The 26,979-nt window shown below is 64.6% G+C and carries 22 protein-coding genes and 2 pseudogenes; 11 read left to right on the top strand and 13 right to left on the bottom strand.

Going from position 1 to position 26,979, the window contains the following annotated elements; translation table 11 throughout:
• The first annotated feature begins 49 nt into the window (after positions 1-49).
• The 3 genes from ABIB73_RS31350 (at position 50) to ABIB73_RS31340 (ending at position 4,701) form a co-directional block, all read left to right on the top strand.
• Positions 50-1,312: an HlyD family secretion protein gene (locus ABIB73_RS31350; protein WP_354230426.1), complete on the top strand. Its 1,263-nt coding sequence runs from the start codon at positions 50-52 to the stop codon at positions 1,310-1,312.
• Entirely contained in the window at positions 1,254-2,873 is a 1,620-nt protein-coding gene (locus tag ABIB73_RS31345) for an MDR family MFS transporter (RefSeq protein WP_354230425.1), read from the top strand. The genes ABIB73_RS31350 and ABIB73_RS31345 overlap by 59 nt, the downstream gene beginning before the upstream one ends.
• Positions 2,874-2,985: 112 nt before the next feature.
• A complete protein-coding gene (locus ABIB73_RS31340) occupies positions 2,986-4,701 on the top strand; it encodes an ATP-dependent Clp protease adaptor ClpS (RefSeq protein ID WP_354230423.1) in 1,716 nt (571 codons plus the stop codon).
• Between the two features lie 34 nt (positions 4,702-4,735).
• Here the strand turns inward: ABIB73_RS31340 and ABIB73_RS31335 are convergent.
• From ABIB73_RS31335 to serA, 4 genes and pseudogenes are all read right to left on the bottom strand, one after another.
• Positions 4,736-6,398, bottom strand: a pseudogene (locus ABIB73_RS31335) (tannase/feruloyl esterase family alpha/beta hydrolase).
• Between the two features lie 97 nt (positions 6,399-6,495).
• Positions 6,496-7,950: a GntP family permease gene (locus tag ABIB73_RS31330; protein ID WP_354230421.1), complete on the bottom strand. Its 1,455-nt coding sequence runs from the start codon at positions 7,948-7,950 to the stop codon at positions 6,496-6,498.
• A gap of 3 nt (positions 7,951-7,953) precedes the next feature.
• On the bottom strand, positions 7,954-8,973 hold the full coding sequence (locus tag ABIB73_RS31325) for a patatin-like phospholipase family protein (protein ID WP_354230419.1): 1,020 nt from the start codon (positions 8,971-8,973) through the stop codon (positions 7,954-7,956).
• A gap of 111 nt (positions 8,974-9,084) precedes the next feature.
• Positions 9,085-10,329, bottom strand: a complete 1,245-nt coding sequence (serA, locus tag ABIB73_RS31320) for a phosphoglycerate dehydrogenase (protein WP_354230417.1) — start codon at positions 10,327-10,329, stop codon at positions 9,085-9,087.
• 176 nt (positions 10,330-10,505) lie between these two features.
• Here serA and ABIB73_RS31315 point away from each other — a divergent pair, with 176 nt between their 5' ends.
• Positions 10,506-11,312, top strand: a complete 807-nt coding sequence (locus tag ABIB73_RS31315; protein ID WP_354230415.1) for a D-glycero-alpha-D-manno-heptose-1,7-bisphosphate 7-phosphatase — start codon at positions 10,506-10,508, stop codon at positions 11,310-11,312.
• 79 nt (positions 11,313-11,391) lie between these two features.
• Here ABIB73_RS31315 and ABIB73_RS31310 read toward each other — a convergent pair whose 3' ends face one another.
• From ABIB73_RS31310 to ABIB73_RS31295, 4 genes are all read right to left on the bottom strand, one after another.
• Entirely contained in the window at positions 11,392-12,624 is a 1,233-nt protein-coding gene (locus tag ABIB73_RS31310; RefSeq protein WP_354230413.1) for a rhodanese-like domain-containing protein, read from the bottom strand.
• Positions 12,625-12,714: 90 nt separating this feature from the next.
• Positions 12,715-13,476, bottom strand: coding sequence for a DUF1963 domain-containing protein (locus ABIB73_RS31305; protein ID WP_354230411.1), 762 nt, complete (start codon positions 13,474-13,476; stop codon positions 12,715-12,717).
• A gap of 4 nt (positions 13,477-13,480) precedes the next feature.
• Positions 13,481-14,005, bottom strand: a complete 525-nt coding sequence (locus tag ABIB73_RS31300) for a DUF1963 domain-containing protein (RefSeq protein WP_354230550.1) — start codon at positions 14,003-14,005, stop codon at positions 13,481-13,483.
• A gap of 118 nt (positions 14,006-14,123) precedes the next feature.
• Complete coding sequence (locus tag ABIB73_RS31295; protein ID WP_354230409.1) at positions 14,124-15,029, bottom strand: alpha/beta fold hydrolase; 906 nt, start codon at positions 15,027-15,029, stop codon at positions 14,124-14,126.
• A gap of 161 nt (positions 15,030-15,190) precedes the next feature.
• Here ABIB73_RS31295 and ABIB73_RS31290 point away from each other — a divergent pair, with 161 nt between their 5' ends.
• Entirely contained in the window at positions 15,191-16,054 is an 864-nt protein-coding gene (locus ABIB73_RS31290) for a LysR substrate-binding domain-containing protein (protein ID WP_354230407.1), read from the top strand.
• Here ABIB73_RS31290 and ABIB73_RS31285 read toward each other — a convergent pair.
• The 3 genes and pseudogenes from ABIB73_RS31285 to ABIB73_RS31275 form a co-directional block, all read right to left on the bottom strand.
• On the bottom strand, positions 15,935-17,194 hold the full coding sequence (locus tag ABIB73_RS31285; protein WP_354230405.1) for a PepSY-associated TM helix domain-containing protein: 1,260 nt from the start codon (positions 17,192-17,194) through the stop codon (positions 15,935-15,937). The two genes, ABIB73_RS31290 and ABIB73_RS31285, sit on opposite strands and share 120 nt — an antisense overlap.
• On the bottom strand, positions 17,187-18,215 hold the full coding sequence (locus ABIB73_RS31280) for an extracellular solute-binding protein (protein ID WP_354230403.1): 1,029 nt from the start codon (positions 18,213-18,215) through the stop codon (positions 17,187-17,189). Before ABIB73_RS31280 ends, ABIB73_RS31285 begins: the two co-directional genes overlap by 8 nt.
• 2 nt (positions 18,216-18,217) lie before the next feature.
• Positions 18,218-20,537: pseudogene (locus tag ABIB73_RS31275) on the bottom strand (TonB-dependent siderophore receptor).
• A gap of 441 nt (positions 20,538-20,978) precedes the next feature.
• Here ABIB73_RS31275 and ABIB73_RS31270 point away from each other — a divergent pair.
• Genes ABIB73_RS31270 through ABIB73_RS31255 form a run of 4 tightly spaced genes read left to right on the top strand, consistent with a single transcriptional unit; the run spans position 20,979 to position 23,607 of the window.
• Complete coding sequence (locus ABIB73_RS31270; protein WP_354230401.1) at positions 20,979-21,431, top strand: MarR family winged helix-turn-helix transcriptional regulator; 453 nt, start codon at positions 20,979-20,981, stop codon at positions 21,429-21,431.
• Positions 21,432-21,485: 54 nt separating this feature from the next.
• Positions 21,486-22,055: an isochorismatase family protein gene (locus ABIB73_RS31265; RefSeq protein ID WP_354230399.1), complete on the top strand. Its 570-nt coding sequence runs from the start codon at positions 21,486-21,488 to the stop codon at positions 22,053-22,055.
• On the top strand, positions 22,052-22,381 hold the full coding sequence (locus ABIB73_RS31260) for a hypothetical protein (protein WP_354230397.1): 330 nt from the start codon (positions 22,052-22,054) through the stop codon (positions 22,379-22,381). The genes ABIB73_RS31265 and ABIB73_RS31260 overlap by 4 nt, the downstream gene beginning before the upstream one ends.
• Positions 22,378-23,607 (top strand): MFS transporter, encoded by a 1,230-nt coding sequence (locus ABIB73_RS31255; protein WP_354230395.1) that lies wholly within the window; start codon positions 22,378-22,380, stop codon positions 23,605-23,607. The genes ABIB73_RS31260 and ABIB73_RS31255 overlap by 4 nt, the downstream gene beginning before the upstream one ends.
• A gap of 9 nt (positions 23,608-23,616) precedes the next feature.
• Here the strand turns inward: ABIB73_RS31255 and ABIB73_RS31250 are convergent, their stop codons facing one another.
• The gene (locus ABIB73_RS31250) at positions 23,617-24,501 is read right to left on the bottom strand and encodes a dihydrodipicolinate synthase family protein (protein WP_354230394.1); all 885 of its coding nucleotides are present in this window, start codon (positions 24,499-24,501) and stop codon (positions 23,617-23,619) included.
• 178 nt (positions 24,502-24,679) lie between these two features.
• On the opposite strand from ABIB73_RS31250, the gene ABIB73_RS31245 reads away from it, so the two are divergent.
• On the top strand, positions 24,680-26,092 hold the full coding sequence (locus tag ABIB73_RS31245; protein ID WP_354230392.1) for an FAD-binding oxidoreductase: 1,413 nt from the start codon (positions 24,680-24,682) through the stop codon (positions 26,090-26,092).
• Between the two features lie 12 nt (positions 26,093-26,104).
• Positions 26,105-26,785, top strand: a complete 681-nt coding sequence (locus ABIB73_RS31240) for a GntR family transcriptional regulator (RefSeq protein ID WP_354230390.1) — start codon at positions 26,105-26,107, stop codon at positions 26,783-26,785.
• A gap of 6 nt (positions 26,786-26,791) precedes the next feature.
• On the opposite strand, the gene ABIB73_RS31235 is transcribed toward ABIB73_RS31240, so the two are convergent.
• Complete coding sequence (locus tag ABIB73_RS31235; protein ID WP_354230388.1) at positions 26,792-26,956, bottom strand: hypothetical protein; 165 nt, start codon at positions 26,954-26,956, stop codon at positions 26,792-26,794.
• Positions 26,957-26,979 lie beyond the last annotated feature (23 nt).

Here is a 26,979-nt window from a genome sequence, read left to right as displayed (position 1 = left end):
CTAGTCCTATTTTGGAAATCGTCAAGTTTCCTAATTCAGGGAGCCGGCCATGACCGTGCACACCGACCCATCCAAGACCGAAGCCACCGTGATTCCAACGCTTCCGCCGGAGGGCGTTCTGCCCGCCGTGTCACCACCGGCTCGCCGCCAAAAGCTGAGCCTTCGCAAGCTATTGCTGGCGGGGGTGGCGGCCGCAGCGCTGGCAGGCGCAAGCTGGTACGGCTACGATTATTGGACCGTCGGCCGATTCCTCGTCTCCACCGATGACGCCTATGTGAAGGCCGACAACACCACCATCGCACCCAAGGTCAGCGGCTATCTCGACCGCGTCCTGGTCGGCGATAACGAGCATGTGAAGGCCGGGCAGGTGCTGGCGCGGATCGACGATCGCGACTTCAGGGTCGCGCTCGATCAGGCCAAGGCCGATGTCGCCGCGGCGAACGCGACAGTGACAAGCAAGCAGGCCCAGCTGGACGTTCAGGACGCCGTGATCGCCGCAGCCAAAGCGACCATCGACGTCGACAATGCCGCGAAGATGTTCGCCCAGCAGGAGAACAAGCGTTACACCGATCTTGCGGCAACAGGCTATGGCAGCGTGCAGAACGCACAGCAGGCACAGGCGCGCAACGCCGGTGCGGAGGCCGCGATCCAGCGCGACACCGCCAACCTCGCCTCCGCGCTCAAGCAGGTCGATCTCCTGAAAGCCGAGATCGCGCAAGCCAAGGCCGCGTCCGCCCGCGCGTCCGCGCTTCAGCATCAGGCCGAACTCAATCTCGGCTACTCGACGATCGTTTCTCCGATCGACGGCGTCGTCGGCAACCGCACCTTGCGTGTCGGCCAGTATGTGCAAGCGGGTACGCAGCTGATGTCGATCGTGCCGGCCGAGGGCGCCTATGTGGTGGCCAATTTCAAGGAGACCCAGCTCACCCATGTCCGCGCCGGACAACAAGTCGAGATCGAGGTCGACACGTTCCCGGGGCAGGTGGTGCGCGGTCACGTCGATTCCATCGCGCCGGCCAGCGGCCAGGAATTCGCACTGCTGCCGCCGGACAACGCCACCGGCAACTTCACCAAGATCGTCCAGCGCATCCCCGTGAAGATCGCGCTGGATGCCGAGACCGCGCCTGCGATCGAGCTGAGGCCCGGCATGTCCGTGATTCCGACGATCGCAACACACTCAGCGCCGACCGCGCAAGCGGCAACGACGCCCAAGGCAAACGTCAAAGCAAAGCTTGTTTCCGGAGGGTCGTGCCATGTCAAACAGCCTCTCAATCTCGACGCCAGCACCCGCAACGCCGGCCGCGACGCCTGAGCGCGTCGCCGATCCCAACCGCGCCAGTGCGACGATCTGGGTCGCGGTGTTCGCGGCGATGATCGGCGCCTTCATGGCGATCCTGAACATCCAGATCACCAACGCCTCGCTGCTCAACATCGAGGGCGGCATCGGCACCGGGGTCGACAACGGATCCTGGATCTCGACGTCCTATCTGATCGGCGAGATCATCGTCATCCCGCTGACCGACTATTTGTCGCGGGTGTTTTCCTTCCGCAACATCATGCTGAGCTTCGCGACGCTGTTCGCCGCATTCTCCGTCGCCTGTGCCTTCACCCACGATTTGCCCTCGATGATCGCGATGCGCGGCCTCCAGGGCTTCTTCGGCGGCGTGCTGATTCCGATGGCCTTCACGCTGGTCTTCACCAGGCTGCCGAAGGGCCAGCAGCCGATCGGCCTTGCCATGTTCTCCCTCGCCGTGACCTTCGCGCCGGCGATCGGCCCGACCATCGGCGGCTATCTCACCGAGAACTACGGCTGGCAGACCATCTTCTTCGTCAACGTCCTGCCCACCGCGGTCATGGTGACCACGCTGTTCTTCACGCTCGAGCGCCAGCCCTTGAATCTCGGGCTGCTGCGTGAAGGCGACTGGTTCGGCATCGCGACGATGGCGGTTGGCCTGGCGTCGCTCCAGGCCGTGCTCGAAGAGGGCAACAAGGACGACTGGTTCGGCTCGCCCTTCATCTTGCGGCTTGCGATCATCTCCGCCATCAGCCTGTCGCTGTTCATCACCAACGAGCTCGTGGTGGAAAAGCCGCTGCTGCGCCTGCGCCTGCTGACACAGTGGAATTTTGGCGTCGGTACGATCGCCGCGGTCTTCCTCGGCTTTGCCCTGTTCGGCTCGGTCTACCTGCTGCCCGCCTATCTCGGCCAGGTGCAAGGCTACAATGCCGAGCAGATCGGCAACGTGCTGGCCTGGACCGGCCTGCCGCAACTCTTGCTGATCCCGCTGGTGCCGAAGCTGATGCAACGGTTCGATGCCCGCTATATCGCGACCATCGGCCTGCTGCTGTTCGCCACCAGCTCGTTCATGAACATCATGATGTCGCTCGACTATTCTGGCGATCAGCTGCTTATGCCCAACATCGTGCGTGCGGTGGGCCAGGCGCTCACGCTGGCGCCGATTTCGGCGCTCAGCCTCGGCAGCGTTGCGCCGCAGGATGCGCCCGCCGCCTCCGGCATCTCCAACATGATGCGGAACCTCGGCGGCGCCATCGGCACCGCGGTGCTCGCAACCATCGTCACCAAGCGCGAGCAGTTTCACTCCAACATCATCGGCCAGTCCGTCACGCTCGGTCGCGAGGAGGTCCGCACCCGCATCGCGCAGATGACGGACTACTTCATCGCCCATGGCGTGCCCGATCCCAACGCCGCGCGCGAGCAGGCCATCATCGCGCTCGGCAAGACCGTCAAGCGCCAGGCGCTGGTGATGGGCTATTCCGACACCTTTGCCGTGATCGGCGTGGTGCTGGTGCTCGCCGCGATCGCGGTGCTGCTGACGCGACGGGTGAAGGCGGCGGGCGGTGGGGGCGCGCACTAAAGGCTTAGAGAGCCGATCGCCAATTTAATGCGGTCGCCGCACTTGACGGCCGCATTATTATATGTTCCCTATATGTTCCATTCAATCTTAGATTGCTATGGAGCATGTCGTGATGAGTATGCGTGGTGAGAACGAGCCGGCCCAACTCGTCATTCACAATGACGACGACACTCCGGATCAGTTCGTAATCGATTTGCTCCGTCAGGTTTTCGGCAAGTCGGAACGCGAGGCGGCCGCGCTGGTCACTCAGATCGAGCAGAAGGAAAAGGCGGTCTGCGGGCCCTATCCGCAAGCTGTCGCCGACGCCTTGTTCAAATCGGCCCAGCAACGCGTTTCCCTGGAAGGTCACAGCCTTCGGATCACGCTCGAGGCGATCAAGACGCCTTGCGAGCTCTGCGGCAAGCCCGAGGGCCGGACGGACGTACGGATCGGAAACCGCACGATCTGGCTGTGCAGCGATTGCATGCGCGCGGCAGATGACAAGGCCGATGAAGCGGAAGAAGAGTTCGATTTTGCCTGCGACGTGCTGGACTGGCACTTTACGAAGGTCCCACGCAGCAAGCTCGTCACCACGATCCGGCAGTTTCCCGGTCACATGCGGGTCGATGTCCAGGCGGCCATCGATCGACTGTTCAGCACGGCTATCCGGCTGTTCGGTCTCAACGAAGAGCAGCGCTACGAGACCCTGTCGATTTCGCGCCTCCTCCGCGAGGGCCGCCATGCGCTGGCGATTGCGCCGCTCCAATATTCCGATGTTGAGATCGGCGAAAAGAGCCCGGCCAAATGTCTGGATAATGGATTGTGGCTGTGCGAGCAGGACAATCTTCGTTACGCAGTCTTGCTCTGCGGACATCGCGAATACAGCCGCGAACCGGGAATTCGGATTGAAATCGCCGTGCCCTCGGGCGCCGCAGGCGCGGCGCTCGTCCAGCAATGCTTCGTCAAATTGGAGCAGGCGGTGCAAGCCGCGCGCACCTATCGCGGCAAGATCCTCTCGCTCGACGCCGATAGCGATTATCGCGGCCGTTCGCGCGGCATTACCGTGCACCGCCTGCCGCCGGTCGCACGCGACGAAGTGATCCTGCCAGAGCAGATCCTGCGGCTGCTCGATCGCAACGTGCTGAATTTTGTCGGCACCCGCGACCAGTTGCGCCGGCTCGGCCAGTCGACGCGCAAGGGCATTTTGCTGTACGGGCCGCCGGGCACCGGCAAGACCCACACAATCCGCTATCTCGCAACACATTTGCCCGGGCATACGACGCTGATCATCACCGCCGAACAAATCGGCCTGCTCGGCGCCTATATGGGCTTGGCACGCCTGCTCCAGCCCTCGATGGTCGTGATCGAGGACGTTGATCTCATCGCCCGCGACCGCGACGACATGGGACCGTGCGAGGAATCCATGCTGAACAAGCTGCTCAACGAAATGGATGGGCTGAAAGAGGATGCGGACATCCTGTTCGTTCTGACCACCAACCGGCCCGAGGATCTCGAAAGCGCCCTCGCCGGTCGCCCCGGTCGCATCGATCAAGCCATCGAAGTGCCACTCCCCGATGAGACCGGCCGCGGCAAGTTGGTTCGCCTTTATGGCAAAGAACTGCCGCTCGACGAGGCGGTGGTCGCGGAGGCTGCCCGGCGCAGCGAGGGCACGAGTTGCGCCTTCATCAAGGAGTTGATGCGGCGTTTGGCGCAGGCGAGCCTCGCGCGCGACGGCGGTAACTCGATCGTTTCGGTCGACATCGACGAGGCGTTGGACGACATGCTGTTCTCCGGCGGCCGGCTCAATGCGCGGCTTCTGGGAGGCGCGCAGGCGATGGCAGCGGGGTGACACCCGCCACCATGGCGGTTCGCTCAGGTTCGTCTCACGGCGCGCAGGTGAAGCTCGACGCCTCGGTCACCGGGCCACTCTTGTAGTGCGGCCAGGCCGGCCAGCGGCACAGCGGCATCGCGCGCAATGTCGCAAACGACAGCGCCTCGACTTTTTGCTCGGTGACTTCGAGATCGCCGGGCGCCTTGCCGTTCTCGACCCAGTCGACCAGTGCACTCAGCATGTCGACATTGGCCGGCGCGCCGGAGCCGACATGGTCGACGCCGGGCGCGGTGTAGAGCCGCGCAAACTCCGCGGTTTCGGCCTTGCCGAGCTTGCGCTCGACACTCTCGAAATAGCGGATGCCCGCATAGGGGCTCTGCGCATAGTCTGACATGTGCTCGAGCATGATCAGCCGGCCGCCGCGGGCGCGGAAGCGGCCGAGATCGGGATCGGTCGAATCCATCAGGCTCGAGACCTCGAGCAGCCGCGCCTTGTGTTCCTCGGGGTTTGTAAGTGGTGACGTCGAGCTTGGGATCGCGTGCGAACACATATTGAATGCCGCCGGCGCCATAGATCCAGGCAATGCCGTTGCTGGGCGCAGGCGGCTGCGCGGGCGGCGCCGTGCCGAGCCACCACGCGATCCAACCACCGGTCGGGCCGATCGCCGGCGTGTCCTCGCCGGAGACGCCCCAGCCCGGATAGTCGTCAAGACCATTGGCGAGCGCGAACGGAAATTTGTAGGTCGCGTGCAGCGTGTTCACGGCCTTGATCTGCGCGTCGGTGAGGCACTGGTCGCCCGTCTTACCGCTGGCACAGCGCAGCGTCTCGACCTTGAACGCCGCCTTGCAAGCGACGGGATCCTGCACCAGCGCATCGTCGGAGCCATCGGTCTTGTCGCAAGCGGCCCGCACTGCGTCGGCCACGAGCTTCACCTGCGCCGGATTGATCCAGCCGTCGCCCATGGTCGCAAGGCCCGAACGTGTGCCGGCATGCTGGAGGCCGACCCAGTTGATGACGGGCACGCGGGCGAAAATGCCGTCGAAATCGTCGGGATAGCGCTGCGCCATGGTGAGGCCTTCGCGGCCGCCTTCCGACGAGCCCATGAAGTACATCTTTTCCGGCTTCTTGCCGTAAGCGCGCTCCATCAGCGTGACCGCAGCATCCCGCACCTTCTTGTAGGCGCGATGGGCGAAATTCTCGAAGGCCTCGTCGTTGAGCGCGAACAGCTGCGGCGGCTCGCCCGGCTTGGATTCATGGCCAGAGTCGGTGCCGTAGGTGACGAAGCCGCGCGCGAGCGGCGACGGCTTGTCGAAGGGATAGGCCGGCGGCAGCCCGAGGCCCGTAATCAGCACGCCGTTGAAGCCGCCGCCGCCATATTGCACGGAGCGCCCATTCCATTCGACGGGAAGGTTGACCTGGAATTTGATCGGCGGCGCCTTGGGATCGGCGGGATCGATATGGCCCAGCACCTTGCAGAAGGCCGGGTTCGCCGGCGTGATCCGCCCCGATGGCGTTGGTCCACGTTCGGTGACGGCGAGCTGGGATGGCGCCTGCAACGTCGCGGAATCGATCTTCACGGCGCCGGCGCCGCCGATGAGGCCATTGCAGACCGTGTCCGCGTCTTCCGCCAACGTCGCCGCCGATGCAGCATTCGCGCCCAGCGCGGCCGCGGTGGCCACGAGCAACACACACAGAATCGCACTCCTTCGCGTCATCGTTTCCACCCGGCTTGCTCTATTTTGTTGCGTTCGACAGCTGGCTGCATTGAATGCAACGTTCGAGCTTGCGTCAATCGCTTTGGCCGGCCTTCCGTCAAAACGATCCCAGCGCGCTGCCCAGGGCGATCACGGCCACCAGCGCCAGCAGCGATGTCACGATGCCGACCATCACGATGTCGAAATAGCTGTCGCGATGGGTCAGGCCGCAGATCGCGAGCAGGCTCACCACGGCACCATTGTGCGGCAGGATATCCAGTGTCCCTGAGCCGATGACCGCCACGCGATGCATCAGAGAAAGGTCAATGCCGGTGCGCGCAGCGAGCTCGACATAGGTCTGGCCGAGTGCGTCGAGCGCGATGGTCAGGCCACCGGACGCCGAACCGGTCAGCGCGGCCAGGATATTGGTCGCGACCGCGAGCGACACCAGCGGACCGCCTTCGATCGCGAGCACCCGATCGCGCACCGTTTCGAAAGCCGGCAACGCCGCGATGACCGCGCCGAATCCGACGAGGCTTGCAACGCTGAGTGCCGGCAGGACCGACGCATTGGCGCCTGCGTCCATGGTCTGCCGCAATGAGGGGAGCCGGGCCCAGTTCAGCGCGATGGTCGTGACGATGGCCGCGCCAAGCGCGACGCTGACTGACCACACGCCGGCGACCGCGGCCAGCGATGTTCCGCCGAAGCGTTCCTCGCTCAGATACGAGACATCGAGCCGCGGCAACACCAGCAGCGACATCACGAGATTGACGGCCACGACCACGATCAACGGCAGGATGGCGCTTAGCAGCGGCGACGGCTCGCCACTGCGATGCCCGTGTTGCATTTCCGCCGGATCGAACTCCCGCGCCGTCGTCGCGCGTTCACGCACGAGCTCGTCCGCGGCGGCGCGCTCAGTTGTATCTTCGACGTCCTTGCCATAGCCTTCTCCCGCACCGCGGGCCGCCGCTTCGGCGCGATGCAACCACCACAATCCCGCACCAAGCATGATCAAGGAGGCGACGATGCCGAGCCCGGGCGCGGCAAAAGGCGTCGTGCCGAAGAATGGCATTGGGATCGCATTCTGGATCGACGGCGTGCCCGGCAGCGCCGACATGGTGAAGGTCGACGTGCCCAGCACGATCGCGGCCGGAATCAGCCGGCGCGGAATCGCGGCCGCACGAAACAGCGACCGGGCCATGGGGACGATCACGAAGAACGCGACGAACAGGCTGACGCCGCCATAAGTGACCAGCGCGCCGGCCAGCACCACCGCGAGGATCACCCGGCGTTCGCCGAGACGTTTCGCCATGAAGGCGGCAACCGACCTGACCGCGCCGCTGTCGTCCATCAGCTTGCCGAAGACGGCGCCAAGCAGGAAGATCGGGAAGAATTGCGCCAGAAATCCCGCCGCATTCACCATGAAGATTTGGGTGAGGTTCGCAAGCAGCGGCTCGCCGCCGAACAGCGCCGCGACCAATGCCGCGAACGGCGCGAGCAACAGAACGCTCCAGCCGCGGAACGCAAACAGGACCAGCAGGCCGAGCCCGACGAGAATGCCGAGAAGACCCATGCCTCAGCACTCCGACAGGAGAACGTCGAGATCGGCAGTCGAGCGCTGGCCGATATCCTCGCCGTGCTCGTCGAGAAACGCCTGCGCCGCCTGACGTCCTTCGGCGCGCAGCATTGAGACGAACTCCCATTCGGCGTTGAGCTTGGACGATGCGCCGAACTTCGCCAGCATATCGCTCTTGACGCGGTGGGTCCGCATCTTCGCCCAGCGGGCGCCTTCGCCGCTGCCGGGGTCGGCCGCCTGGCGCAGCAGCGCGATCATGCGCAACTCCTTCATCAGCGGCGAATTGAACGAAATCTCGTTCAATCGGTTGAGAATTTCCGCAGCAGTCCGCGGCTCCTCGAGCGTTTCAGTCGGATTGATCTGCACCAGGATGGTGTCGTGCGCGTCACTTTCGCGAATGAGCGGGGTGATCGTCGGGTTGCCGGCGAAGCCGCCGTCCCAATAGGGCTCGCCGTCGATGTCGACCGCGCGGAACATGGTCGGCAGGCAGGCCGATGCCAGCAGCACGTCAGCCGTGATCTCGGCGTTGCGGAAGATGCGCCCGCGCCCTGTGCGCACGCGCGTCGCTGTGATGAACAATTTTATCGGCGAACGCGCGAGGCGCTCGAAATCGATGCTCTCGGCCAGCACCCTGCTTAGCGGATTATAACCGGTCGGATTGAGGTCGTAGGGCGACAGCACCCGCGACATCAAGTCGGTGAGGATGTAGGCCGGCGACGTATCGAGCGTCCAGCGGCCCATCAAACGGTCGAGCGGCGAGCGCTGGAGCGGGCTGAAGGCCGCGGCCTTCGAAACACGGCGCCAGTATTGTTCGAGCGCATCACGTGCACCCTCGGCGCCACCGGCTGTCCAGCCATCGGCCAGCACGGCCGCATTCATCGCGCCTGCGGAGGTTCCGGAGATCGCAGCGATGGTGAGCCACTTCTCCTCCAGCAGGCGGTCGAGGACGCCCCAGGTGAAGGCGCCGTGCGAACCGCCGCCTTGAAGCGCGAGATCAATCAGTACGGCGTCCCGTTCCATGGCGGTACTCACGCAACTGAAGCTCAAATTCGACGCGATTTGTAACACGCCGAGGATGACAACAGTTTAGAGAGCTTTGGCCGCGGCATGCAACCGGAACGTGACGGCGGCTTAGTGCTCGAATACCAGCCGCGCGCCGATCGTACCTTCCAGGCCGCGGATCTGCTGGAGCAGTGCGGCCGAATCCTGGCTGCCGAGATCGGCGTCGAGCACGACGTAGCCGAGATCGCCTGCGGTCTCCAGATATTGCGCGGCGATGTTGATGTCGCGCTGGAGGAACACCTCGTTCAGACGGCGCAACATGCCCGGCACGTTGCGATGAACATGGCTGAAGCGCACACCGGCGGGACGCAAGTGCAACTGCACCTCCGGGAAATTCACCGCGCCCATGGTCGAGCCGGTGATGAAATAGTCGACCAGTTTGCGCGCCACCTCGCCGCCGATGCGCTCCTGCGCCTCTTCGGTCGAGCCGCCGATATGCGGGGTGAGGATGACATTGCCGAGGCCCTGCATCGGGCTCTTGAAGCGATCCGAATTCGAGGACGGCTCGACCGGAAACACGTCAATGGCGGCACCCGCAAGGTGACCATCGCGCAGAGCACCCGCCAGCGCATCGAGATCGACCACGGTGCCGCGGCTATTGTTGATCAGGAACGAGCCGGGCTTCATCGCGCGCAGCTCCTTCTCGCCGATCATGCCGGCGGTCTCCGGCGTCTCCGGCACGTGCAGGCTGACCACATCGCTCTGCGCCAAAAGCTCTTCGAGCTTCTCGACCGGCTCGGTGTTGCCGTGACGGAGCTTGTCGGTGCGATCGAAGTAGATCACGCGCATGCCGATGGCCTCGGCCAGCGTCGAGAGCTGCGAGCCGATATTGCCGTAGCCGATGATGCCGAGCGTGCGGCCGCGCACCTCGCGGCTGCCGGTCGCCGATTTGTCCCAGCCGCCCTCATGCGCCGACACGGAGCGCGGGAAAATCCGCCGCAGCAGCATCACGATCTCGCCGATCACGAGCTCGGCGACGCTGCGGGTGTTGGAGAACGGCGCGTTGAACACGGGAATGCCGCGCTTGCGCGCGGCCAACAGGTCGACCTGATTGGTGCCGACGCTGAAGCAGCCGACCGCCAGGAGCTGGTCGGCGGCCCCCAGCACGTCGTCGGTGATCTGGGTGCGCGAGCGGATGCCGAGCAGCGTCACGCCCTTGAGCGCCTGCCGCAGCGCCTCGCCGTCGAGCGCCTTGGTCAGCCGCTCGACATTGGTGAAGCCCGCGCTCCTGAACAGGTCGACGGCGCTGTCATTGACGCCTTCGAGCAGCAGCGCCTTCGCGTTCCGCTCGGGGCCTTGGCCTGGGGCTGGCATAGTGTCTCCATGAATGGCGGCTTTGCCGCAGCTCATAGACCGCGGACGACGCGCAACACAATAGGGTTTGGATATGGGGAGAAGATGGCGCGGCGGTAGGCGCTCGCGATAGCAGCCCCGTCATCCTGAGGCCCGATCCCTGGGGCGCACTTGCGCACCAGGGTGAGCCTCGAAAGATGCACGGCCCGGATGCAGCGGGGCCGTCGCCCTTCGAGGCCTCCGCTGCGCTCCGGCACCTCAGGATGACGGTGATGGATTGGATGCGGGACGCCATTCCGGATTTCGCTTCGCTCCATCCGCGCCACGCACTACAAGCATACCAAACCGACCGGAAAGTCTGGCCCATGCGACCTGCCATCTTCTTCGACTGCGACGGCGTGCTGAATGAGGAGCCGGGCGGCCACGGCGTGCTCGGGCCGGATGACGTCCGGCTGATCCCGGGCGCAGGTGAGGCCGTACGGGCCGCGCGAGATGCAGGTTACCTCGCGATCATCGTCACCAACCGCGCCCAGGTGGCTAAGGGATTTGTCACGCTCGCAGGCCTCGAAGCGATCTTCGCGCGGATCCGCGAGTTGCTGGCGCAGGACGATGCCACCATCGATGCCATCTATTTCTGCCCACACCATCCCGAGCAGACGCCGGGCGGCGCTGCAAGATTCCAGATCGCCTGCGAATGCCGCAAGCCGGGAACGCTGCTGTTTCGCAGGGCGACCGCCGATTTTGGCATCGACCTCGGCCGTTCCGCCCTGATTGGCGACAGCCTGCGCGACATCGGTGCCGGGTGCGCCATGGGGCTCAGGGCCTATGGCGTGCACACCGGCTATGGCTGCCGCGACGTCGAGCGCTATCCGGATCAGGCGCCGCCAGTGCCCGACCGGATGTTTTCCGACGTCCGCGAGGCCGTCGCTTTCTGCGTGACCCATCGCGCCATTGCGGAACCCGGACAGGATGTCTGGGCAGAACGCAAAACTGATTCGGGTTAAAATCGACCATCATTTGTGCGGCGTGGCAAGGCCTGGCCCGACGGCTCCGTACAACTCCGGTGGATCAACGCGACCACTCTCAAATCACATAGAACCCGTGCGTTCCGTCGCGGCGGAGCTGGTCGACGAGGCCATATTCCCAGTCGAGATAGGCCTGCATCGCGCGCTCGGCGACGTCGGTGCCTTCATAGGGACGGCGGTAGCGGTGGGCCGGATCGGGCTTCGGCAGGACATACGGCGGGCCGACCTCGAGCGCGCCGTCATAGCCGCCTTCGCACACATAGACCTCCCAGCCCATCTGCGCGAGCCAGGAGGCCGTTATGTCGGCGCGCACGCCCTTGTCGTCGGTCAGGACAATGCGCGCGCCGCGCACCGGCGCGGCCATGTCGGTCTCCTGGACAAGCTGGCCGCCGGGATAGTGGCGGAAGCCCGGGAGATGACCGGCCGCATACTCCTCCGCGTCGCGCACGTCGAAGCGGTAGAGCGTGCGATCGGTCTGCGCGGCAAGCGCAGACATCTCGTTCGCGCCGATGTCGCGGACGCCGGCGTGATAGGCGACATCGCGGGCATTGGTCGCGCCGCCCTCGAACGGCCCGATCGCGCCGCGCCGGTCGGCACCATGATCGAGCGTGTGCCGCGCCAGCGTCCAGCCGATCGTGCCGTTGCGCAGCGCCCGCACCTTGTTGGGCACGCCGGCATTGATCAGCGACTGGGTGCCGATGATCGAGCGGGTGCGGCCGGCGCAATTAACGATGATCGTGGTGTCGGGATCTGGCGCGGCCAGCCCCGCTCGCAACACCAGCTCCGCGCCGGGCACGCTGACGGAGCCAGGGATGTTCATGATCGCATATTCGTCGAAGCGGCGGACATCGAGGATGGCGATGTTGGCCTTGTCCGCGATCAGCTTTGCGACCTCGTCGGCGCTGAACGAAGGCGTATGGCGGCGCGCCTCGACCAGCTCGCCGAACGCTTTTGAATAGGAATTGACGTCCTCGAACACTTCGTAACCCGCCATACGCCAGACCTTCAGTCCGCCATCGAGCGCGCGGACATCGGTGTAGCCGAGCGCGGCAAGGCGCTCGGCGCCGGCCGCGACCAGCCCCTCGCCGTCATCATAGAGCACGACCGGCACGTCCTTGCGCGGCAGCCTCACCTCGGCTTCGATCGCGATCCGGTCCACGGCCATGTTGGCCGCGAACAGCGGATGGCCGGTGGCGAAGGCTGCCTCGTATCTGAGATCGAGCAGCGCGATCTCCTCGCGCAGCAACAGTGCGCGGCGGATTTCGGCGGGGGTGACGGTCGAAAGCTTCATGACGTGGACCTTGAGAAGACGGCCACGAGCTTTTGAACCATTGTCGCGCTGTTGGCTAGCCATGCCAGGGAATACCGCGCAGACATTACGCTAATCACATTCGTAAGTGGCCTCGATCCGCGAAAAGTCGAGTTGCGCGAGAGCATCCCGGTCGATCCAGAAATGAAGCACGCACCCAATGTTGGAGTGCCAATCGAAGAATGCGAGATCACCTTGGATCTGGAGCAACAACATGTCCTCCAAATGCACCTCCGTCGCATCTTGCGGGCCGCTGCCGTACCCCAGCATCTGATGGAGGGCCGTGCTGAAATGGCGGCGTTGCCCGTCTTGCACGGTCGGCGTCTTCCAGCGATTCTGCCGCGCGAGATTCTCCAGGTAGCTGGGAGGGACGTCGTCGAGAGCATCGACATCCTGCGTCGCCATGCAACGGATCGTGTGGTTGATGGCGTTGCCTAGGTCGGCCGCGATTTTGTAGGTGTACGTGGACACCTGTTTGTCCATCCTCTCATAGGCCTGCTCGACATCGATCCACCAGGACCTGAAAGCCGCTTTAGTGTCCACATCAATGTCGTCCATTGGCGTCAGCGCCCGGCAGCGCTCAAGCCACCCGATTGCACCGGCGCGAAGGCGCTTCAACTCCAAGGCTGCTTCGTCTGTGAGCGGCTTGTAGTAAGATCCAGACGTCAGATCGCGCTGCACACGTGACAATACCGCCCGAACCACATGGGTGATCAGGAGCCAGTTGAACGGCCAATGCTCATCTTTCGCAAATTCGGCCGCTCCTCGAAACTGCAGCAGATCCCTTTCCTTCGGCTCACCCGGGCCTAACGCCTTACACAATTCCTCGATCATGAGCTCACCTCCGACAGTATCCTCTCGGAGAGTAAAAATCGCGGAAAAGCCGGAAGGAAAGTGGATATTTGAACTCGACCTTTGAATGGAAATCGAGAGTGGGATCGAGCCATTTGACCTGGGCATCACCGTCAGTGCCCACCAGCGGCATCAGATCTGGCGGTGGCGCCCGTTCAGGATACGCGCCACCATCTTTGGGACTATAGAGCACGCGGCAAGGTGGACGCCCTTCGCCAACGAAGACCGAGCTGCAGAAGAAATACAGCGTGCCTCGTTTCGGAAGCGGCGACCACTTGGCGCCAGGCACTTCGGCCAAGTCGATCTGAGCCACGAAGGTGAGCGCGACTCTCTCCAGCTCGACGTTCGCCCTGACCTCCGCCGTCGGCCACTCGAACTGCGGGGGTAGCCTGGGGAGGCCGCCGAAGAAACTTCGCGCCGGATGGGTCAGCGGCACGGGCAGATCGCTGCGCCTGACAAGTACTGCAGGCAGTGCGGACTCTTCGAGTTCGTCTCGTTCGGATCGCGCCATCAACCACCACGACTCTAGCGTGTACGGCTGGGATCGAACCATTTCGTGGACGGCCAGACAAGTGCTTCTTGTCCGTCGCGCGAGATACGGCTTCGCGTTGCAATCACCCGGGATGAGTTCAGCCCGTGGCCGCCACCTGCTTCTCGATGATGCTGGCGACCCGCACCGGGGTCTCCAGCATGGAATAATGGCCGGCATCATCGATGGTCTCGAACGTCACGCGTGGATAGGCGAGCGCAAAAGCATTCCGCAAGGGCTCGCCGCGATAGAAGAGGATGTCCAGCGCGCCGGTCACGACATGGAGAGGCGCAGCCAGCGCATGCGTGTCGCCGGTGATGGCCGAGGTCGTGAACATCGCCAAATAGCCACGCATGGCCTCGACCGTGCCGGCGCCGCGGGCGATGGCGAGCTTGCGGTGCAGCCAGCCGGTCCCATAGCGGCTGGAGGTGCGGGCCGTGATCGCGCGCGCGGCCGCATCGTCCTCGTCGATGACGGCATTGAGCGCCTTCAGCGCGGCCTCGTCGGCGCGGAAACCGGTGGGCGGCACCGGCGAGAACAGCGTCACGCTTTGAACCCGGCCAGACGCCTGAAGCGGGATTTTTTGCGCCACCAGGCCCGACATCGAATGTCCGATGAGATGGAAGCGGCCGATAGCGAGCTCATCCGCGGTGCGCAGCACGTCCGCGACGGCTTCGTCCAGCGTGTAGCTGCCGCTCACGCCGCGCGACCAGCCGTAGCCGCGCAAATCCATGAAGACGAGGGTGTGACGGGCGGGATCAAGATAGGGCAGCACCGGCTCCCAGTTGACGTGATCGCCGAGCCATTCGTGCAGCACCACGCAGACCACGGGGCCATTGCCGACGCGGCAATGGCCGAGCCGTCCGCCCGTCGCAAGTTGCGGTGCCGGCCAGGACGATAACGACGTCGATGGCGGCGCAGCGGCGCCTTGCGCAAACGCCGGCGTGGCAGCGATGGCGGCAGTGGCGGTCAATCCCAGGGCTTTCAGAACATTGCGGCGTTGCATGTGTTTCCCCCGCGCCTTCTGTCGCGACCGGCGCGCATGCCTGATAGCCCGAACTCCCCGCACGGGAGAAATTGATTTCTGCAATGGCTTCATTGATAAATCTCATTCTGACTGCCCGTCTCGCCGGAGTCGCGTCCGGCAGGCCCGTCCGGAGTTTTCCCATGCCGACGACCCTCGATATCGACACGCTGCGGTCCCTGCTCGCCATTGTCGAGTTGAAGAGCTTTTCACGCGCGGCGGCGCAATTGGGGCGGTCGCAATCCGCGATCAGCCTCCAGATCGCCCGGCTCGAAGGCGTGGTCGGCCATTCCCTGCTGGAGCGGGCGCGCGGCCGCGTGCTCGGCCCCACAGTGAAGGGCGTGGAGCTCGTCGCGCATGCGCGAGAGATCATCACGCTCAACGAGCGCGCGGTCGCAGCGATGCGCCGGCCGAAGTCGGATGAGCGGATCAGGCTCGGCATGCCTGCGGATTTTCTCGAGCGCGATTTCACGTCGGCTTTCGGCGAAATCCGCTCACGCTTCCCGAAGGCACGGCTATCGGTGCGCACCGACCTGTCGGCACGGCTCGCCGAGGACGTCGATTACGGCCGGCTCGATCTCGCCTTCTACAAGCGCGCGCCGTCGAACGCCGTTGATGCCGCGATCGCATTCGAGCCGATGGCGTGGTTCGGCAAGGTGGCCACGTCAAACCGATCCGACGATACCGTTCCGCTGGTGGCATTTGCGGACGGCTGCGCCTATCGCGACGAGGCACTGCGCGGCCTGCGCCTCGCCGGACGCGAATGGACGATTGCCTGCGAAGCGCGCAGCCTCTCCGCGCTGGTCGGTGCCGTCAAGGCCGGCCTCGGCTATGCGGCCCTGCCCATCATGCTGGGGATGCGCAAATCGCTGCGGCAAGCGGGCGATCTAGCGCACCTGCCGCAGCTCAATGCCGTCGAGCTCGCCCTTGGCATCGCCGAGGGCTGCGACCTGCCTTTCGCCCGTGCGATCGGCGGCATCATTGCCGAGCGTTGCGCGCTGGCGTGATGGTCGCAGCTTGCGGCGTGAGAGGTACAAGAACACGCCGGTGATCGCGAACAACGGCATCAAGGCCGCGGCGATCATGAAGGCAAGCTTGCCTGGCCAGCCCAGCGCCGCGCCGCGGTGGATGTCGAGCACACCCGCAATGGCCTTCTCGCCCAGCGTCTTGTCGGCATAGCGCTCTGCGGTGACCACCTGACCGGTGACGGCGTCGATGCGGAACTCGTCGCGCATGGATTCCAGTGTGGAGTCCTTCGGCCACGACCGGAACCGTATCACGGTGCCCGGGCCGGCCGGCAGCGTCAGCAGGGCCCGGGAGAAACGGCGGCCCTCTTCGTGCAGGAAGGTTGACCACGCCCGATCGAACCCGACCGGCTGAACCGGCTCGGGATGGCCAGGAGCGCGCGGCTGCTTCGGCTGCATCCGCGCAGCGGCCACCTGCGGGCGCGACAGCAGCCACGCGGCACCGTCCTTGTACCAGTCGAACGAGTACCAGAGCCCCGTCAGCGTCATCACCAGATAGATCGGCAGGACCCAGGTGCCGATGACGGCGTGCAGTGACCGGTGCAGGCCACGGCCGGTCAGCCCAAGATTCGGCTTCAGCCACATCTTCACGCTGCTGGTGCGGCGCGGCCAGCGCAGCACCAGGCCCGAGATCAGCATGACGATCAAGCCGAGCGCGGCAACGCCGGTGATCTGGCGCCCCCAGCCCTTGGCATCGCCGGGAACGAGCAGCCAGCGGTGCAGCCTGCGGACGGTTGCAAAGAATTCCTCGCCGCGAGGTGCGCCAAGCACGCTCCCGTCATAGGGATCGACATAGAGCGAGGACGGCCGCGCGCCCTGCTCGTCGCGAGCGAAGCGGACATGCACGGCCGCCGACGGATCGCTCGAAAGCGTCACGGCAGCGACCTTGCCGAGATCAGGCACAGCCTTCAGGCGCGCGACCAGCTCGTCCGGCATCAGCGCCGGCGTCGTTCGCGGCATGACCTGCATGATCCCGGCATTCAGATGGTCGACGATCTCATCCTCAAAACTCATGATCGTTCCCGTGAGGGCGATCAGAGCAAGCAGCAGCGCGAGCACGAGGCCCGCAATGGAATGGAGCTGAAGCAGGGCCGCCTTGATCTTGTGCCCCAGCCTACTCATCGAAGCCGACTCTCTTGATGAGCGCGGTCGCGGCCTGCTGATGCACGGCAATCCGATCGATCGGCATCGCGTCGGGAGTGAATAAACCAATCTCGGTGAGGATCTGAGCCCGCTCTGCCATGGCCAGTACGGGATATTCGAGCTCAGCGGCGGCAATGATCCGTTGCGCGGCCGGCGTGACAAGGAACTCGAGGAATTTTTGCGCGGCAGCTGGATGCGGCGCGTGCTTGGCGATGGCCGCTCCGGTGAGGTTTACATGTGTGCCGCCGCCCTGAAATGTGGTCGGAACCGCCTTGACCGCCGCCGCCCAGGCGCGCCAGTCGGCGCCCTCCCGTCCGTCACGCAATTGCGCCAGCGCCACGGTGTTGCCGATGCCGATCTCGCACGTCCCTTGCGCGATCTCGCGGATCACGTCGTTGTCCTTGCCGGCTGGCTTGTGAGCGAGATTGGCTTTCAGGCCGGTGAGCCAGGCCTCCGTCGCAGCCTCGCCGTGATGCGCGAGATAGGTCGCGACCAGGGCGACGTTGTTCTGATGTAAGCCTGCACGTATGCAGAGCTTGCCGCGCCATCTGGGATCGGCGAGGTCTTCATAGTCGATCGCGGCGAGCGCGCTGTCCTTGCGCGCAAATACGACGCGCGGGCGGATAGCGAGCGCGAACCATTGCGCGCTGCCGCTGCGCAGATTTGCCGGCACGGCCTGTTCGATGCGCGCTGACGAAAGCGCCTGCGTCAGGCCTCGGGCGGAGAGCTGAGTCGTCTTGTCGAACCCGATTGTCAGCAGGACGTCGGCGGGCGACGACGTGCCTTCCGAGGAGAGTCGCTTGACGAGACTGTCCTCGACGAAGACCACGTTCACCTTGACGCCGCTGGCCTCCGTGAAAGCCGCAACAGCAGGCTCGACCAGAGCCGCCTCCCTGGTCGAATAGAGCGTGAGCTCCTCGGCGGAACTCACACCTGTGGCAACAAGGCAGGCAGACGCCAGCGCGATGAGGACCGAGATGGCCTTGTGCCGCGCCGCCATCGCTAGAACTTCACCGTCGCCGACAGCGAGAAGCGTCGGGCATCGCCGATCGCGACGGCCAAGGCGCTCCCGGTGGTGGACGTATAGTAGACCTTGTCGAACAGGTTCTTGATGTTGAACTGATAGGTCACCGGCAGGTTGTCGATTTTGGTATCGTAGGTCGCAAAGACGTCTGCGACGGTGTACGCCGGCATGAAGAACGTGTTGGCGGAGTCGCCCGGCCGGTCGCCGACGTAGTGCGCGCCGCCGCCGAGCCGCAGGCGTCCGGGCAGCCGGTCACCGAAATCGTAGACGAGATAGAGCGAAGCCGTGTTCATCGCGGCGTTCAGCAGCTTGGCGTTGCCGACAACGGGATCGTTGATCAAGCGTGCGTCGGTATAGCCATAACTTCCGATCATGCTCCATTGATCGGTCAGCCTGCCGGTCACGTCCAATTCGACGCCGCGTGACCGGGCCGCGCCGGACGTGCGCCCCGTCGACTTGCCGTTGCCGAGATCATCCAGCACCAGCACGTTCTTCTTCTCGATGTCGTAAAGCGCCAACGTGCCCGAGAGCCGCTTGTTGAGATCGAACTTCAGGCCGGTCTCCCACTGCGTCCCCTCTTCGGGCGCGATGGTGGAGTCGACGACGAAACCGCTGGTGAACGCCGCGATGGTCGAGGTCGGCTTCAGCGACTGCGTATAGCTCACGTAATACGAGAGCTGATCGTTCAGCTTGAAGATGACACCGCCAAGCGGCAGCACCTTGTCGCCCGCCAGATTGGTGTTGGTGACAAAGACAGGCCGACCTTTTCCCGCGAGCTGCTCGTATTCCATCCAGCGCACGCCGCCGACCACGGACAGCCAGTTGGTCAGATGGAATGTGTCCTGGGCGAAGAAGCCGCGGGTGCCTAGCTTGTCGGTCTGCTCGCTGTCGGTTGCCGAAATGGTCGTGCCCGGCTGCGAGACCAGTCCGTAGACAGGGTTGTAGAAATTAAAGCTCGGGGTCGCCTGGCGAATCAGGTCGCGGCGATCGATCGTGCGATACAACGCCTCGCCTCCGAACAGGATCTCGTTGCGGAAGCCGCCGACCCAGACGTCACCCTGCAGATAAGAGGTGCCATAACTGGCGTTACTCAGCGAGTTCTGGGTGCCGTCGTTGCTGCGGGTCTCGACGCCGGTCGTGGTGTTGACGCCGGTGATGCGGAGCTGATTGGCGCTATAGCTCTCGGTGTTGTAGCTGTAGGCCGCCGTGACCTTCCAATTGTCGCTGAGCTTCTGCTCGACCGAGCCCTGGATCAGGTCCGAGGTGCCCCACATGTTGTTGAAGGGCTCGTCCAGCCGGCGCGTCGCCGGGATCGCCAGCGGCGCGCCGTTGACGAAGGCGGTGCCGCTAGATGAATTCGCGGTGCTCATAGGTGAGCTGGACCGTTGTGGTCTCGCCGTACCAGGCGAGCGACGGGTTCACCAGCATTTCCCTGTGGCGGCCGAAATTGCGCCAATAATCCTCGCTGACGCCGTAGCCGATGAAGCGATAGGCGAGACCGCCGTTGCCGATCGGACCGGTGATGTCGAGCGTGCCGTCGGCGCCGCTGCGGTTGTTCGCGAAGGTCGAGCCGAGCAGCGTGACCGAGCCGTGCTGGTAGAGCTCCGGACGCTTGCTGATGGTGTTGACGATGCCGCCGGGATCCATGATGCCGTAGAGCAGCGAAGCCGGTCCCTTCAGCACCTCGACGCTCTCGACCGCGGCGTTCAGGCTGCGGCCCTGCACCAGCGGCATGCCATTGCGCATGATCGAGCCGTCGCGGTTGTCGCCGAAGCCGCGGCGGATCACCGCGTCCTGGGTGCCGGCGAGCGTGTTGGTCTGAGTGATCCCGCTGATGTTGACCAGCGCGTCGTCGATGTTGCGCGGCAACTGGTCCTTCAGGACCTGCTCGGGCACGACGTTGACCGCCTGCGAGGTGTCGAGCGGCGAGGCGCCGCTGCGCAGCGTGGTCGCGCTCGGCATCGCACGATAGCCGAGCTTTGCGGCCTGTTGCGCGGCGGCTTCAGCCGCGGCGCGTTCCGACGGCGTCGGAGTTGCAGGTGTGGCGGCATTCCGGCTGCGCTGACGTGCGGCCGCTTGTGTGCGTCGTTGAGACTGCTCCGACGCGCGCGCCGGTTTCGGTCGCTGCATCGGCGCATCGACCGTCACCGGCGGCAGCGCCGATTGTGCCTGCGCGGTCGTCGTGTTGGAGGGGCATTCGGCGAGCAGCACAGCCGCGCCGATCAGGAGACCCGCACGGCTCTTGCCGGCGCGATTTCGATGACCGCTGACGCGCTGGCCATCCACAGAGGCACGCACTTTCGATTCACTTCCAGGTCAGAGACAGCATTGAAGCTGGCGCCTCTAGCAGCCGCGGTGAACGAAGAGAACATGGCGACGACTTGAATCGCTCTAGTGTTGAATCGTTCTAAGAGCAGTCGCGATCGCATGACGATGCGCGGATTCCGGGTTGCGGTGCTTTCTTGAGCATGAATCGGCGCGTCGCAATTCGAAGACGCGTGAAAATGAGCACGCCTGCATATCGGCGATGCTGACCGCGCGTCATCGACGACGCGAGATCTTCACCAAGCGGGCGGCAACGCGACGCCGTGTCGCACAATCACCCCGGGCCCCATGAACTCGCACAACTTCTCCATGTCGTCATCGGGCAGCCAGTGGCTCCCTGCTCACGTCATTTTGTACAGCTCAGCTGTGCAGATAATCTTTGCAGTCTATCTTCATATATGGCATTGACCCAGCATGATCAATTCGTCGGACCAACGCCCGTCCGCGCGCGCCGGCGCGCTCGCCGAAGACCTCCGTTCGCTGGTCGGAAAGCTGAAGCGGCGGCTTCGCGAGCAGGCAGGCCCGAATGACCTGACGCCGTCCCAGGTATCCATCCTGCTGCGTCTGGAAAAGGACGGCCCTGCGACGGTGTCGAGCCTGGCGCGATCGGAAAAGATGCGACCGCAATCGATGAGCACCGCGGTCGCCGGACTTCAGGCCGCAAGCCTGGTCAGTGGCGCCCCCGATCCGGAAGACGGCCGTCAAACCATTCTGTCGCTGACAAAGGCGTGCCGCGACTGGATCCGGGTCGGTCGCGCCGCGCGGCAGGATTGGCTCTCGCGCACAATTTCTACACGGCTTTCATTGCGGGAACAGGATGAACTGGCCGCCGCCGTCGCTTTGCTCAAGCGGCTTGTCGACGATTGACGCGGCCTCGCCGCATCCGTCGACGGAAGATTCGGCTGCCGGAAGGACACGATCATGGCTCTCACGACGCTCGACCCGATCACGGCCCTCATTGTCGTCGACCTGCAACGCGGCATCGTCGGCTCACCTTTCGTCGATTCCATCGGCGACGTCGTGGGGCGCTGCTGCACGCTTGCCGCTGCGTTTCGGCGGCATCGCCTGCCGGTCGTGCTGGTCAACGTCGATGGCGGAGCGCCGGGTCGCACCGAGCGGCCGCGTGCTGGCGGTCCGTTCCCCGACGGATGGACCGCTCTCATTCCAGAACTTGATCAACAGCCCGGCGATATCGCCGTCACCAAGCGGACATGGGGCGCATTCGCCAGCACCGATCTCGAAAGCCGGCTGCGATCGCGCGGCGTCACGCAGGTCGTCATCGCCGGCGTCGCCACCGGCACCGGCGTCGAGTCCACCGCACGCCAGGCCTACGAGGCGGGCTTCAATGTCACCCTTGCCACCGACGCGATGACCGATTCGCGTTCCGAGGCTCACGACTACAGCATCGCAAACATCTTTCCGCGGCTCGGCGAGAGCGGCTCGACGCAGGCGATCATCGAATTGCTGTCAACACGGAGCGCGCAGGCATGAACTGGCTTCAATTGGTTTCCTATTTCTTCGGCGGCGCTTTTCTGGCGAACGCCATTCCGCATCTCGTCAGCGGCCTGCGCGGAGAGCCGTTCCAGAGCCCGTTCGCGCAACCGCGAGGGCAAGGGCTATCCTCGTCGACGGTCAACGTGCTCTGGGGCTTCTTCAACATCATCGTCGGATATCTCCTCGTCTGTCGTGTCGGGGAGTTTGACCTGATGGACACGCGCGATGTCGCCGCGCTCGGACTCGGTGCCCTGCTCCTCAGCCTCTTTTGCGCGCGACACTTCGGCCGGTTTCACGGCGGCAACGCGCCGACAGGCTCGTGAGCGTGCCTGCCGCGGGCACGTTTCGCTCACTGCGGAACTTCAACTACCGTGTCTGGGCTGCCGGCGCGCTGGTGTCCAATACCGGGACGTGGATGCAGCGTGCCGCCCAGGACTGGCTCGTTCTCACCGAGCTCACACGGCACAATGCGTCGGCCGTGGGCGCGGTGATGGCGCTCCAGTTCGGACCACAGCTCCTGCTAATGCCATGGACGGGTTTTGCGGCCGATCACTTCAATCAACGACGACTTCTGATCGCGACACAGGCGACGATGGGCGTGTTGGCGCTGGTCCTCGGCCTTCTCACCGTCACCGGGTTGGTTCAGCTCTGGCACGTCTACGTGTTCGCCTTCCTGTTCGGCTGTGCCGCGGCCTTTGACGCTCCGGTGCGCCAGACATTCGTGGCCGAGCTCGTCGGCGACGGCGACCTCTCCAACGCGATCGCGCTGAACTCGACGTCCTTCAACGCCGCGCGGATGATCGGGCCCGCGATCGCTGGGATCGTCATCGCTTCGATCGGCACCGGATGGGCTTTCCTGATCAACGCCGCATCCTTCATCGCGGTGCTTGGCTCACTCTCCTTGCTGCGCGCCTCGGAGCTTCGCCCGAACGCACGAGCCTACCGGGCCAAGGGCGGCATGACGGAGGGTTTTCGCTATGTGTGGTCGCGTGCGGATCTCAGGGCGATCATGATCATGCTGTTCCTGATTGGCACGTTTGGGCTGAACCTCCCGATCTTCATCTCGACCATGGCCGTCACCGTCTTCCACACCGATGCGCGCGGCTTTGGCCTGCTGTCGTCGACGATGGCGGTCGGCACGATCTCGGGCGCGCTGCTGGCCGCAGGGCGTGCCCAGCCGCGGTTCGTCTCGCTGCTGCTGGGCGCTGCAATTTTTGGCGCCGGGTGCACGCTGGCCGCGCTTGCGCCGAGCTACTGGCTGTTCGCCGGCGCGCTTGTCGTGATCGGCGTCGCGGCCCTGACGGTCACCAATACGTCGAACAGCCTGATGCAACTCTCAACCGAACCGAAGATGAGGGGACGCGTCATGGCGTTGCGCCTCGGCGTCGCGCTTGGCGGCACGCCCATCGGCGCGCCGATCGTCGGATGGGTGGCGGACAATCTGGGCCCGCGCTGGGCACTTGGCGTCGGCGCGGCGTCAGGCTTTGCGGCAGCGCTCGTGGCGATCCGCGCGATGTCAGCACGCGTCTCACGCGACTGCCGCGAATGAAAAGCGGTCTTATGCGATGGCGGGGCTGGTCAGTTCGTCCAGCTTCGACTTGAACGCAGCACCATCGGACAACGCACGCAACGGCGGACGCACGCGCAGCCAGCTTGCATCGCCGGTCTGTGCCGCGAGGATGGCCTTGAGCGTCGGGAGGAAGGATGGTGTCTTCAGTACGACGTCGACCGCGGCCTGCATGCGCGCTTCGACATCCTTGCCGTCGATCATCGCCTTGACGAGCTCCGGCGCGATGTTGGCCATGCCGCAGATGGTGCCGGCTCCGCCGGCGGCGATCGCGCGGGCGATGTCGGCCTCATTGCCGACGGTGATGGCGAGTTCGGGTGCCGCGGCGCGGAACGCCTGGAACTGCTTGAAGTCGCCACTGGAGTCCTTCAGGCCCGCGACCAGCTTGCCGTAGCGCTTGCGCAAGCTCGCGGCGACCGTAGTCGGGATCGCAACTCCCGAGACCTGCGGGATGTGATAGAGCGAGGCGCGCAGGCGATCGTCGCTGACGCCGTCGAAGATCGCGGCGAAGGCATCCTCGATGCCGGCGGGCGTGACGTTGCGATCGAAGTAAGGCGGCAGCAACAGCACGTGGCGCAGGCCAAGGCCGAGCACCGCGCGCGTCAGGGCGACGCTGTCGCTGATGGCGGGAAAGCCGCCGCCGATGCCAATGCGCTCCGCGGCGACGCCGGCCTTGAGCAAGGCTTCGACGGTCGCGACGCGTTCGGCAACATTGAAGGAAGTCCCCTCGCCGGTGGTGCCGAACAGCACGACGCCGTCGACGCCTTTGCCGAAGAGCTGCTTGGCATGCGCGGCGAGCCTGGTGGAATCCACGCTGCCGTCCGACGCCAGCGGCGTTGCCGACGCCACCCAGAACCCGCGAATTGCCTCCGTCATAGCACCACCCATCGCTGCGCCTTCGGAATAAGCCCCTGATCTATAACGATCTTCAAGGCTCACTGAAGTCTTGTTTTTGCTTTACTTTTTATCTTGTACCTTACATACAAGGAAGAAGCAATTCCCTCGCCACGATGGCGCGCAATGTGCGTCCAGCCAGATCTGCAAGAGGTCTCACATGGATATGGTGACCCCCGCGGGACATCCCGACCAACTGCTCGGTGGCCTGCGCGAAAAGCTCGGGGCGACCGCCGTGCTGACCGGCACCGAGGTGCCCGCGCGCAATGGCAATGACTGGAGCGCGAGCCTGCCGCAAACGCCGCTGGCGGTGATCCGTCCGCTCGACGCGCAGGGCGTTGCGGACGCGATCACCACCTGCCGGCAGGCCCGACTGCCGTTCGTGCCGCAGGGCGGATTGACCGGACTGTGCCGCGGCGCCTCACCCGAGCCGGGCTGGGTCGCGATTTCGCTCGAGCGCATGACCGGCATCGAGGAGATCGATCGTGCCTCGGCGACGATGACGGTGAAGGCCGGCACGCCACTGGAAACGATTCAGAAGGCCGCAGATGAGGCCGGCTTCTTCTTTCCGCTCGATCTCGGCTCGCGCGGTTCGTGCGCGATCGGCGGCAACCTCTCCACCAATGCCGGCGGCAATCGCGTAATCCGCTACGGCATGACGCGCGAACTGGTGCTCGGCTTGGAGGTGGTGCTGCCGGACGGCACCATCATCACCAATCTTAACAAGCTGATGAAGAACAATGCGGGCTACGATTTGAAGCATCTCTTCATCGGCTCGGAAGGCACGCTTGGCATCATTACCCGCGTGGTGCTGAAGCTGTTTCCGAAGCCCCGCTCGACCATGGCTGCGCTCTGCGCGCTGAAGGATTATGCCGCGGTGATCGCGCTGCTGGATGCGGCGCGAAGCGGACTCGGCCCGCTGCTGTCCGCGTTCGAGGTGATGTGGCCGGACTATTGGGACGTGATCACATCGCGCGCGGGCGTGAAGCCGCCGGTCGCCGCGGGCCACGGTCTCTACGTGCTGGTGGAAGCGCAGGGCACCGACGAGGGCCTCGATGCGCCGCGCTTCCAGAGCTGGCTCGAAGAATTGATGGAGCGCGGGCTGCTCGTCGATGCCGCCGTGGCGCAATCGCTGGCGCAGACGCAAGCGTTCTGGCGAGTGCGCGACATCTGCGCCGAATTCGGCCAGGTGCTGGGGCCGCACATCTCCTACGACATCGGCCTTGCGGTGGCGCGGATGGACGAATTCGTCACCCGCTGCAAGGCCACGCTCGCCGACGGCATCAAGGGATGCGAGAGCGTGTATTACGGCCATATCGGCGATGGTAATTTGCACCTCGTCTCATGGGTCACCGGCCTTTCCGTCGAGCAACAGCCGAAAGAAGAGATGGACGCGATCATCTATAGTCTCGTCCGCGAGATGGGTGGAAGCGTCTCCGCCGAGCACGGCATCGGCACGCTGAAGAAGAAGTGGCTGGGCCATGCCCGCAGCGAAGCCGAGATCGCGCTGATGCGAACGTTGAAGGCCGCGCTCGATCCCGATCACCTGCTCAATCCCGGCAAGGTGATCTGACCAGGAGAGCGCATGAGATCGCTAAGGCTCGATACGCCGAAATCGCTGTCGCAGCGGGTGATGCAGCGGCTGCGCCAGGCCATCATCGACGGCGAGTTCGCACTGGGCGCTGCGATCTCCGAGGAAATGGTGGCAAATTCCTTCGGCGTCAGCCGCACGCCGGTGCGCGAGGCGTTGGGACAATTGCAGGCCCAGGGCCTCGTGGTGATCAGGCCGCAGGTCGGCAGCTTCGTCTTCACGCCGAGCGCCGGGGACATCCATGCGCTCTGCACCTTCAGGATCGCGCTCGAACCAAAGGCCGCCGAGCTCGCCTTTCGCCACGATCGAGACGGCGCTGTCGCGACGATGAGCGATGCAATCGCGGCGATGGAGCCGGCGGTCGCAGCACGAGACAACATCGCCTACGGCCGCGCCGACGCCGCCTTTCACGAAGCATTGTTCGCGCATTGCGGCAACCGCTACCTCGTCGAATCCTACCAGCTGGTCTCGGGCCGCGTCGCTGCGCTCCGCACCAACCTGACCTCGCCGATCGACGTGCGGACCCGCACTTCCTTCGAGGAGCATCGCAAGCTGCTCGACCTGTTCGCCCGCGGCGAATTTGCTGATTTCGAAAAACTGATGACGACGCACATCACCAATTCGGGCGTGGTCTATGCCAAAGCCTTGAAAGTTGAGGCCGTGAAGGTGGATTGAGCGCGGCTACCGTCCGCCGTTCGGTTCAGGTCTATCCAGAAAATCCAGCGCGGTGTTGATCTGCTCGAGCTGGTGCTCGATCTTGTCGCGTTCCTCGACCGTCTGCGCCATCTCGAGCTGTTCCACCAGCTTCTGCTTCCGCGCCAGCAAATTCTCTATGACCGTACTCACAAGTCCCCCATCGTCCGAGGCGA

Source organism: Bradyrhizobium sp. F1.4.3, from assembly GCF_040548375.1.
Classification (GTDB): domain Bacteria; phylum Pseudomonadota; class Alphaproteobacteria; order Rhizobiales; family Xanthobacteraceae; genus Bradyrhizobium.
This window is presented reverse-complemented; position numbering and strand designations above follow the sequence as displayed.